We start from the raw sequence: 11122 nt of genomic DNA, 5'->3' as shown, positions 1-11122 counted from the left end.
GTGGTCGGAGCAGTAGGATTCGAACCTACGACCCCCTGGTCCCAAACCAGGTGCACTACCAGGCTGTGCTATGCTCCGTTCATCTCAGCTTTTGTGTATCGCACATCGTGCGGTACGGTGTGCATTCTAGGCGTGACGCCACAAGACGTCAACACCTATCTTGAAAAAAAGTTAAAAAAACACGTCAAATGTATATTAATCAAACATTTCAGATGTTTTTTATACAATTTCTATCGTTTTAATTGAGCACTAAAGTTCAACATACGATCTAAAGGTAATTTAGCACGTTCAGCCAAAGCAGCATCTACGAATATTTCTTGATCGGCCTTTTGCAAAACTGACAAAATACCATCTAATTCATTCATTGCCATCCACGGGCAATGCGCACAAGAACGACAAGTTGCACCTTCGCCTGCTGTAGGTGCTTCAATCAAGGTCTTATGTGGTACAGCTTGTTGCATTTTATAGAAAATGCCACGATCTGTAGCCACAATTAAAGTGTCTTGTGGCAATGTTTGAGCTGCTTTGATCAGTTGTGAGGTACTTCCCACCGCATCCGCAATATCAATCACGGATTCTGGTGACTCAGGATGCACCAATACAGCTGCATTCGGATACAGCGCTTTCATCTTTTCGATACCACGGGCACGAAACTCTTCATGCACGATACAAGCACCATCCCAAAGCAACATATCAGCACCGGTTTTCTTTTGAATATAACGGCCTAAATGTTGATCTGGCGCCCAAATAATTTTCTCGCCCAAGCTGTCTAAGTGTTCAATGATCTCTACTGCACAACTTGAAGTCACTACCCAATCTGCACGTGCTTTAACTGCTGCTGAGGTATTGGCATAGACCACAACAGTATGCTCAGGATGTGCATCACAAAATGCGGTAAATTCATCTACAGGACAACCGAGATCAAGCGAACAGGTTGCTTCCAAAGTTGGCATAAGGACTGTTTTTTCAGGAGAAAGAATTTTCGAGGTTTCTCCCATAAATTTAACCCCAGCGACCACCAGAGTAGATGCCTCATGATCACGTCCAAAACGTGCCATTTCTAAAGAATCAGAAACACAACCACCTGTCGCTTCCGCAAGTTCTTGCACATCTGGATCACAATAATAATGTGCCACCAAAACAGCATTGTTCTTTTGCAATTCAGCTTTAATTTGCGCAAACTTCTGCTGTTTTACCGCTGGACTCAGACTATTGTCCTTAGGTTCACCTAAACGATCTAAATGCGCTTGCACAACCGATTTTGCTTCGTTGGCAATTAAATTATTCGCATCATTCATAAGAGGTCTTCTCTTTCCTTGTCGCTGGCATCATGCTAGCGTTTATACACTTGTGAATTGATTGTACGGTTTAGCGCACATAAATTCACCACGAAAAATGTTTTGTTATAAAAAAGCCTCACGAATGAGGCTCCTTAAAAAATCAGTAGTTAAGAACGATAGTCCGCATTAATTTTCACATAATCATAGGATAGGTCACAGGTATAGACCGTATCTTTGGCCTGCCCTCGACCAAGATTTACATGAATGGTCATTTCTGTCTGTGACATTACCCGTGCACCAGCTTCTTCGGTATAGTCTTCAGCAGCACCACCATCTTTACAAATTTGCACGTCGTCTAACCAGACTTGAATTTTTTCAACATCCAAATCTTTCACGCCAGCATAACCAATCGCAGCAAGGATACGCCCCCAGTTTGGATCAGACGCAAAAATTGCCGTTTTAACCAATGGTGAATGGGCAATGCTATAAGCAATATCGCAGCATTCTTGTGTGTCGTTTCCACCGTCAACCGTGATAGTAATGAATTTGGTCGCCCCTTCCCCATCACGAATAATCAGTTGCGCCAAACGCTTCATCACACGCGATAAAACATCCAAGACCACAGTATAACGTACATCATCTTCACTGCTAATTTCTACACCACCAGCCATTCCGGTTGCAGCAAAAATGCATGAATCATTGGTAGAAGTATCACCATCCACAGTAATCCGGTTAAATGATTGGTCTGCGCTAATTTTTAACATTTTTTGCACAAGATTTCGTGCAATTGGCGCATCGGTTGCAACAAAACTCAGCATGGTCGCCATATTTGGGCGAATCATACCTGCACCTTTAGAAATCCCAGTCATTGTATACGTTATACCATCAAGCTCGAACTGTTCTGAGGCGCCTTTTGGTGTGGTATCCGTGGTCATGATCCCAGTCGCAGCGTCCGTCCATGAAGCGTCATTCAAACTATTTAGTGCAGGCTGTAAACCTTGCGTTAAACGCTCGATGGGCAGTTGTTCGCCAATGACCCCTGTAGAGAATGGCAATACCTCAAATTCTTCCACCTGCGCTAACTCAGCAAGCTTTAAACAGGTCAATTGTGCATTTTGCATGCCCAATTTGCCTGTACCCGCATTAGCATTCCCGGTATTGATGACCAAATAGCGTGGATTGGCTTGTGCTAAATGTGCTTTCGACACATGAACTGGCGCTGCGCAAAATGCATTTTGGGTAAATACACCCGCAACATTGGTACCTTGTGCAAATTCAAAAATAACTAAATCTCGTCGATTTGGATAACGGACATACGCCTCAGCAGAGCCAATTTTTACACCTTGTACCACATGCATATGCGGCATAGACACGTCACCAACAGCCATTTTCAAATGTCCACATGAATTAAAATGAAAATACAGCTTATTAGAATTCTCTATAAAAATCGAGCTTATTAAAATGCTTATTTATTTTTACTATAAGAAAAGCTTATTCATTTGAATATAAAATAAAAAAGCCAGTAAATATACTGGCTTTCATTACATCAGCAACGTATTACTGTTGAACAGCAGTCGTAGTATCCGCAGCCAATAATGCTTGCTTTACTTTTTCTTGACTAGATACTGACAACGCTGGATTTGAAGCAACAACGCGATTAATCGTAGCAGGTGTTACCGCTGCAATCGCCGCAGTTTTTAAAATAATTGGGCGTCCACCTGTATTACCTAAAGTATAACGAATACCGGTACGTGGACTGATTACAGTCGTGGTTTCATTTTTTACTTCTGCTTGGGCTGTCACTGCGCCTGTAGCAGCTTGTACTTTTTCCACTGTCGTCGTTTGTGGTGCCGTATCTGCAAATGCCAATGCTGGAACTGCTAAAGTTGCAACAAATAAAGGTTTTAATAATTTTTTCATTATCTTCCCAAAGATCTTTTCCAATTGAGCAACTTAATACCACTTAATCACATTTCCTGCAATAAAAATTAACGCATGGTAATAACTTGTAAAAAAAGCAGAACAATTGTTCTGCTTTTTTGTAACACTTTCAGGGTCTATTCACTCAATTAGATTTTGCCGTGACATTGCTTGTATTTCAAACCTGAACCACAAGGACAAGGTGCATTACGGCTTTCTGGTGCTGCAATCTCATCACTATCCGTGAATTGTGCATCAACAATCTCATTACTTACCGTACCACTTAAACCATCCACTTCATCATGTGCGAAGTTAAGACGCATAGATTCAGCTTGAGCCTGTTGTTGAGCTTCCATTTCAGCAAGCTCTTCAGGTGTTGGAATATGCACACGGGAAATATCAGTAACCACGTCAGACTTAATCACACCCAACATATTGACGAATAAATTGAAGGCTTCCTTCTTATATTCTTGTTCAGGGTTCTTTTGTGCATAACCACGTAAGTGAATCCCTTGACGCAAATAGTCCATCGCAGCCAAATGGTCTTTCCAATGACGGTCTAAAGAACCCAGCATGAAGTGACGTTCAAGTGTCGCAGCAGTATCATCACCCATCTGTTCACGACGATTACGGTAACGTGTAACGATCTCATCAGAAATACGCTCAACCAAGGCTTCTTCATCTAGACGACGATCTTCTTCCAACCATTGATTTACAGGAAGATTAATACCTAAATCTTCATTCAATGCATTTTCAAGCCCTTGAATATCCCATTGGTCATGGATTGATTCAGGTGGAATATAAGTTTCGATTAAGCCTTTTACGACTTCACGATGCATTTCTTCAATATAATCTTGAAGTGAGCTTTCTTCTAAAATTTCATCACGTTGAGAGTAAATAATTTTACGTTGTTCGTTATTTACATCATCGTATTTCAATAAGTTTTTACGAATATCGAAGTTACGTGCTTCAACTTTACGCTGTGCATTTTCAATAGAACGCGACACCATTTTATGTTCAATGGCTTCATTCTCTTGTAGTCCCATCGCACGCATCATTGCAACAACGCGATCACCCGCGAATATACGCATCAAATCATCTTCTAATGACAAGAAGAAACGTGAAACACCTGGGTCACCTTGACGACCAGAACGACCACGCAACTGGTTATCAATACGACGTGATTCATGACGTTCAGAACCGATGATGTGTAAACCACCTGAACTTAACACCATTTCATTGTTTTGTTCCCATTCCGCTTTAAGACGAGCTTCATCTTCCGCAGTATGGTTTTCAATTTTGGCAAGTTTTGCTTTCCAGTTACCACCAAGCAAAATATCGGTACCACGACCTGCCATATTGGTTGCAATGGTCACTGCACGCGGTGAACCCGCTTGGGCAATAATGTCTGCTTCACGCTCATGTTGTTTAGCGTTCAAGACTTCATGGGTAATACCCGCATCTCGTAACTTATCAGATAAAATTTCTGAAGCCTCAATGGTTGCAGTACCAATCAAGATAGGTGCAACACCTGCTTCATGAATTTTCTGAATTTCTTCAATAATTGCGTTGTATTTACCATTACGGTTTAAATAAATTAAATCGTTTTGGTCATTACGAATCATCGGACGATGGGTTGGAATAAGCACCACATCCAAACCATAAATTTCTTTCATTTCCGCAGCTTCAGTATCAGCAGTACCTGTCATACCTGAAAGCTTTTTGTATAAACGGAAATAGTTCTGGAATGTTGTTGTTGCTAAAGTTTGGTTTTCAGGTTGAACGTCTAGCGCTTCTTTGGCTTCAACAGCTTGGTGTAAACCTTCAGACCAACGACGACCTGGCATGGTACGACCAGTATTTTCATCGACAATGATTACTTCACCATCATGTACGATGTAGTGAACATTACGTTGATAAAGGAAATGTGCACGAATTGCAGCAGACACGTGATGAACCAAGTTTAGATTTGATGGTGAATATAAGCTTTCGCCTTCAGCCAACAAGCCCATTTTAATCAGTTCATCTTCAACAGTTTCATAACCGACTTCAGTCATTTCAACTTGGCGTTGCTTTTCATCAATCCAGAAATGACCGCCATCTGCGACTTTTTCTTCTTTTTGAGCATGCAACTTCGGTGGAATACTATTGATTGCAACATAAAGCTGTGATGAATCATCACTTTGACCCGAAATAATCAACGGTGTACGTGCTTCATCGATCAAGATCGAATCGACCTCATCGATAATCGCATAAATCAAACCACGTTGCTTTTTCTCTGCCATAGAGAAAACCATGTTATCGCGCAGATAATCGAAACCAAATTCATTATTGGTACCGTAAGTAATATCTGAACGATATGCCTCAGCTTTCTCTATCGGTGATTGCATCGAATAGATTACACCAACACTTAAACCCAAGAACTCATAAAGCGGACGGTTTAATTCAGCATCACGTTGTGCCAAGTAATCATTGACCGTGATGACATGAACACCTTGTTCACTAATTGCATTTAAATACACAGCCAAAGTACCCATCAGGGTTTTACCTTCACCTGTACGCATTTCTGCAATTTTTCCTTCATGCAAAGTAATACCACCAATGAGCTGCACATCATAATGACGCATACCCATGACACGTTTTGCTGCTTCACGACACACCGCAAACGCTTCTGGCATTAATTTATCTAGGCTTTCACCTTTCTTATATCTTTGTTTGAATTCTTCAGTTTTTGCAGATAAGTCTGCATCGCTGAGTGCAGATGTCGTCGGCTCGAGCGCATTGATCTTATCGACAATTTTACGCATACGTTTTAGTTCGCGCTCGTTTTTAGTACCGAAGATTCCTCCGATCAGACTTGCCAACATATAAACTCTCTAAATCTTTGTGAAATAAATTTTTCTCAGACGATATTATGGTGGTAGAAATTTGAAGTACAAGGGTTTTGCACAAATCCAATCAAAAAAATCTGACGATTAGTTCTAGCACGTATCAGCTAAGGCGCATTAATGTAGCAAATTTAACCGATATTTGCAGTGAGGTAGAGATCAATTCTATGTTTTTTTTCATATGCTTCTTTTATTAATATCTATTTTCTTCATAAAGAAATACAAAAACACTATTTTTAATTATAAAAAAACTGGGTAATAGTAGTTTGGACGAGCCAAATAACAAACAACATTTTTAAATATTGAGGTTTCAAAATGACTTTACGATTAGGTGACATTGCGCCAGATTTCACTCAGGAATCTAGTGAAGGTCCAATTAAGTTTTATGATTACTTGGGCGACAGTTGGGGTGTTTTATTCTCACACCCTGCCGACTATACGCCAGTATGTACCACTGAGTTAGGCTATACCGCAAAATTAAAAGATGAGTTTGAACAGCGTGGGGTAAAAGCCATTGCCCTTTCAGTCGATGATGTTGAATCACATAAAGGTTGGATCAACGACATCAATGAAACACAAAATACCACTGTAAACTTTCCAATCATTGCAGACAAAGATCGTAAGGTATCGACGCTGTATGATTTCATTCATCCAAATGCCAGTGAAACGCTCACCGTGCGTTCTTTAGTTATTATTGATCCCAATAAGAAAGTTCGCTTAATCATTACCTACCCTGCATCAACTGGACGTAATTTTAAAGAAATTCTCCGTGTGATTGATTCATTACAACTGACTGACAATTATAAAGTTGCCACACCTGCAAACTGGCAAGATGGTGAAGATGTTGTTATCGTCCCGTCGATCAAAGATGAAGCGGAGCTTAAAGAACGCTTCCCAAAAGGTTATACGGCGGTTAAGCCTTATCTTCGTCTTACCCCACAACCTAATAAATAATATGCAATATTGAATTTTTTAGATTAGAGCTAACTAACTCCAAAAGATCACATCCAAGCTTGATGTGGTCTTTTTTTAATATCCACTGATTGCAACGAAATTCTTTTACCCTTCAAAATACACCAAACAACAAATACTAAAATAAAAACAAAATCATTTTAAAAATAGAAAAGGCACCGAAGTGCCTTTTATGATCAAAGATCAGCGAACAAATGTTATGCAGGAATACGTAAAACTTGTCCTGGGAAAATATCATCCGCATTTTTTAACAATGGGCGGTTCGCTTCAAAAATTTTATTATATTGGTTGGCATCACCATAAAATTCTTTTGAAATTTTAGACAAATTATCGCCTGATTTAACTGTATAGAACTTACTTTCAGGCTCAGGTGCTGCCACTGTCATTTGATCATCAACTTGCGCCACATGGTCAATATTCCCCACAGCAAGAATGATTTTCTCTTTATCTGCCTGAGTTTGTACCTGACCGTGAATCGTGGCCAAATCAGAAGTACCATTATAGCTTACCGAAAGCCCTGTTACTGGCAAGCCTAACGCTTTAATGTGCCCCAACAACTTATTGGCAATTTCTTGTGCAGACGGTTCTGCTGGCGTTGCTGGTGCCGCTTGTGGCTCAGCTGGTGCAGTATTTTTCTTGCCAATTCCTTTAATAAAATCAAAAAGACCCATATGTCGTACTCCATATCATTATTGAAAATTGTTTTACTGAGAATGTATTACTGTGAACTGATATACAAATTTAAGAACTCTATTTTTATAGCGAAAAAGCGTCAGGATGTGCGTTGTCATTGGTGATAAAAAGGTAACGGTATGTAACCAATGCTTTTGATTTTAAACTTATTTAATTGCTTTTTTAGGTTAAAGATCGCCAAGCATGCATGCACTCAACACAGCTAAATTCAGGCATAAAAAAACCACCTAAAGGTGGTCTTTTTACGTATAACAACAACGTGCTATACAATCAACACATTAACCAAGTTTTTTAGTTACATAGTCGATAGCTGATTGAACAGTTGTGATTTCGTTAGAATCTTCATCTGGAATAGTGATGTCGAAGTCATTTTCGAAAGACATAACAAGTTCTACTAGGTCTAGAGAATCAGCACCCAAATCATCCATGAAAGATGCTTCGTTTTTGATTTCTTCAGCTTTGATACCTAATTGTTCTGCAACAGCTTGTTTAATGCGTTGTTCGATATCGCTCACAGGAATTCTCCTCATTGCTTGTGGCGGCTTTTAATTGCCTGATAGTTTAATTGAATATTTACTTTTTTCAAAGTTTATACATCGCATTACGCCATGTATAAACCACCATTTACGTGTAATACTGTGCCTGTAATGTAACTGGCTTTGTCAGAAGCTAAAAAACTTACTGCATTTGCAATATCTTCTGGTTGACCAAATCGGTTTAACGCAACTTGATCACTCATTTTTTTGCGAATATCTTCACTTAACTGCTCAGTCATTTCTGTTGCGATAAAACCAGGCGCAATACAGTTGACTGTAATCTGACGGCTTCCCATTTCTTTTGCAAGACTGCGACTGAAAGCTTCAATCCCTGCTTTTGCAGCAGAATAGTTGGCTTGTCCTGGGTTAGCAAAATGCGCAACAACAGAACTGATATTGATAATGCGTCCAAAGCGGGCTTTGGTCATGCCTTTCAATACACGTTTAGATAAGCGGAATACAGCTTTAAGATGAATATTGAGAATATCGTCCCAATCATCTTCAGACATACGTAACAGTAAATTGTCTTTGGTAATCCCTGCATTGTTCACAAGTATCATCACTGAACCATATTTTTGTTCAATGTCAGATACCAATGCATCAATTGCAGCACCATCACGTACATCAAGTAATGCACCTGCACCATTTTCAGCAAAAACTGTTGAAAGTTTTTCTGCGCCTGCTGCTGATGTTGCCGTACCTACAACAAAATAACCGTCTTGAATCAATTGCTGAGCGATGGCAGCACCAATCCCTCGGCTCGCGCCTGTCACTAATGCGACTTTGCGTTCTTGTGTCATGCAATTTTCCCTTCAGCCACTAAGATAGCATTCAGTGCATCTTCCATACGACTTTGTGTATCGAGTGGAAATGCTTTTTCGATATTTGGTAAACGTTTTGCTAAATTCGCCAATACATTACCTGGACCACATTCAGCAACATACTGAATACCTTGGTCTTGGATGAATTGCATGGTTTTAGTCCACTGTACTGACTGATACAGTTGCGCCGTTAATGCTAAGCGTAATTGGCTTGTATCTGTCGCGATTCCAGCATTGACATTTTGTATTACAGGAATACTTGGTAGCTCAATGGCAGTTTGTTCCAAAGCTTCTGCAAACTGTTCGGCAGCAGGTTTCATTAGAGAACAATGTGATGGTACAGATACAGGTAATGCAATCGCTTTACCGCCGTTTTCTTTGGCAACGGTCATGACAGCTTCGACTAGAGTTTTGTCTCCTGCGATAACAACTTGGCCTTGTGCATTATAGTTTGCAGCTTCAACAGAACCACGGCCTTGCACATTGGCTTGCTCGCACAGTTCAAGTACTTTCGCGTCATCTAGACCGAGAATAGCCGCCATCGCGCCTTGCCCCTGAGGCACAGCACTTTGCATCAATTTGCCGCGTAAATTTACCAACTTGACTGCATCTGCCAAAGTCATCGACTCTGCAGCAACTAAAGCACTGTATTCGCCTAAGGAATGACCTGCAAGGTATTTTGGCACAACACCACCAAGATCTAACCATACACGCCATAAAGCAATACTTGCTGTCAATAAAACAGGTTGAGTATTTTCAGTTTGATCTAAACCTTCACCGCTTTGTGCAATGTGCCATAAATCAAAACCGATGGCATCTGATGCTTCAGTAAAGGTTTCTTGTACACCACTAAACTGTTCTGCAAGTTCAGCAAGCATACCCACTTTTTGTGAACCTTGACCTGGAAACAAAAATGCAGTTTTTGTTGCTTGAGCTGCTTGTTCGAGTCGTTTGGCAGACATATAAAAAGTCCCTTATTTAATCTTGATCGTTTCCGATGGCGCAATTTTACATTAAAAAAAAATTTATTTAATTGCGAAATACAACAAAAAACCCAGTCATTGAAAACAAAAAAAGGGAGCTTTCGCTCCCATTTTTTTACTAAGCTTGCGCTTAATAGTTCACCAATTATTCAGCATCAGCTGCTTTAGCGAATAATTGACGACCACGGTAGAAACCATCTTTAGTCACGTGGTGACGACGGTGAGTTTCACCAGTAGTTTGGTCTACAGTTAATGCATTCTCGGTTAAAGCGTCATGTGAACGGCGCATGTCACGGCGAGAGCGACTTTTACGGTTTTGCTGAACGGCCATGATGGCTCCTTACAAATCGAAAAAATGGATCAGAACAAATTCGGTTGTCTTAACTTAACAGTATAACACAAAATTTAGTTAAGTTTACCCTTCAAACCTGCCAAAACTTCAAACGGATTATCCCGTTTTTCTTCAACAGTGTCCTGAACGGCTGGTTGATGCTTATGTTCACAAGCGTCATGCTTAGGAGACAGAGGCATCAACAATAACAATTCATCTTCTAAAAGTGCAAGTAAATCAACAGTCGAAGGAGTATTGGTTAAATAATCCCCTTTAATTGTTGCTTCACTTTCACCTAGCACGATGAAATCAGCATCCTCATCCAAGCGCTCTATCAGTGACTCATCATCTATTAAAGCCAAATGGAAGTCAGAAACTAGCGTAATTTCAACAGAATCCAGACAACGCTGACACTCCATTGGAACTTTAGTATCTACATGACCATCTAGCCAAACAATACGATGATACGCATCCATTGATAGCTTACAGTCTATATTGATCAATTGATCATCAATTGATCCAACAGCTTCACGGGAAATACGAACAAAGCGAGACAATGGCAGGGTACCTGACCATGTAAAGCCTTGTTCAGCCCATTTAAACGGCTCTATCTGTGCCGGAAAGGTATTTGCTGACATAATTAAGGCGGCAATTCTACAAATTCATAGGTACTCTGTCAAAGATTAAGATACAATTTT

General features: G+C 40.2%; 11 protein-coding genes and 1 tRNA gene. 1 reads left to right on the top strand and 11 read right to left on the bottom strand.

Annotated elements, in window-relative coordinates:
* Position 1: 1 nt before the first annotated feature.
* The 5 genes from AC07WY_RS19795 to secA all read right to left on the bottom strand — a co-directional run bounded on the left by AC07WY_RS19795 (position 2) and on the right by secA (position 6067).
* A tRNA-Pro gene (locus tag AC07WY_RS19795) sits at positions 2–78 on the bottom strand.
* A gap of 152 nt (positions 79–230) precedes the next feature.
* On the bottom strand, positions 231–1298 hold the full coding sequence (gene nadA / locus AC07WY_RS19790; RefSeq protein ID WP_105714422.1) for a quinolinate synthase NadA: 1068 nt from the start codon (positions 1296–1298) through the stop codon (positions 231–233).
* A gap of 149 nt (positions 1299–1447) precedes the next feature.
* Positions 1448–2668, bottom strand: coding sequence for a bifunctional glutamate N-acetyltransferase/amino-acid acetyltransferase ArgJ (gene argJ, locus AC07WY_RS19785; protein WP_494736974.1), 1221 nt, complete (start codon positions 2666–2668; stop codon positions 1448–1450).
* Positions 2669–2837: 169 nt separating this feature from the next.
* The gene (locus tag AC07WY_RS19780; RefSeq protein WP_494736973.1) at positions 2838–3200 is read right to left on the bottom strand and encodes a hypothetical protein; all 363 of its coding nucleotides are present in this window, start codon (positions 3198–3200) and stop codon (positions 2838–2840) included.
* A 149-nt stretch (positions 3201–3349) separates the two neighbouring features.
* A complete protein-coding gene (gene secA, locus AC07WY_RS19775; protein ID WP_004817738.1) occupies positions 3350–6067 on the bottom strand; it encodes a preprotein translocase subunit SecA in 2718 nt (905 codons plus the stop codon).
* A 336-nt stretch (positions 6068–6403) separates the two neighbouring features.
* Between secA and AC07WY_RS19770 the strand changes: the two genes are divergently transcribed.
* Positions 6404–7042: a peroxiredoxin gene (locus tag AC07WY_RS19770; RefSeq protein WP_096735080.1), complete on the top strand. Its 639-nt coding sequence runs from the start codon at positions 6404–6406 to the stop codon at positions 7040–7042.
* A 215-nt stretch (positions 7043–7257) separates the two neighbouring features.
* On the opposite strand, the gene lysM is transcribed toward AC07WY_RS19770, so the two are convergent.
* The 6 genes from lysM to AC07WY_RS19740 form a co-directional block, all read right to left on the bottom strand.
* Entirely contained in the window at positions 7258–7731 is a 474-nt protein-coding gene (gene lysM, locus AC07WY_RS19765) for a peptidoglycan-binding protein LysM (RefSeq protein WP_262086878.1), read from the bottom strand.
* A 300-nt stretch (positions 7732–8031) separates the two neighbouring features.
* Positions 8032–8268 carry an acyl carrier protein gene (gene acpP, locus AC07WY_RS19760; protein ID WP_004723957.1) on the bottom strand — a complete coding sequence of 79 codons (237 nt, stop codon included), beginning with the start codon at positions 8266–8268 and terminating at the stop codon, positions 8032–8034.
* 86 nt (positions 8269–8354) lie between these two features.
* Positions 8355–9089, bottom strand: a complete 735-nt coding sequence (gene fabG, locus AC07WY_RS19755; RefSeq protein WP_004723960.1) for a 3-oxoacyl-ACP reductase FabG — start codon at positions 9087–9089, stop codon at positions 8355–8357.
* Positions 9086–10072, bottom strand: coding sequence for an ACP S-malonyltransferase (gene fabD, locus AC07WY_RS19750; protein ID WP_004723962.1), 987 nt, complete (start codon positions 10070–10072; stop codon positions 9086–9088). The genes fabG and fabD overlap by 4 nt, the downstream gene beginning before the upstream one ends.
* 166 nt (positions 10073–10238) lie before the next feature.
* Positions 10239–10424 carry a 50S ribosomal protein L32 gene (rpmF, locus tag AC07WY_RS19745; protein WP_004723964.1) on the bottom strand — a complete coding sequence of 62 codons (186 nt, stop codon included), beginning with the start codon at positions 10422–10424 and terminating at the stop codon, positions 10239–10241.
* A 74-nt stretch (positions 10425–10498) separates the two neighbouring features.
* Entirely contained in the window at positions 10499–11062 is a 564-nt protein-coding gene (locus AC07WY_RS19740; RefSeq protein WP_004723966.1) for a YceD family protein, read from the bottom strand.
* Between the last annotated feature and the right edge of the window lie 60 nt (positions 11063–11122).

This window comes from Acinetobacter sp. GW821-FHT01C12, from assembly GCF_059422625.1.
The sequence above is the reverse complement of the archived record's forward strand: the minus strand, read 5'-3'. Positions and strand labels throughout refer to the sequence as shown.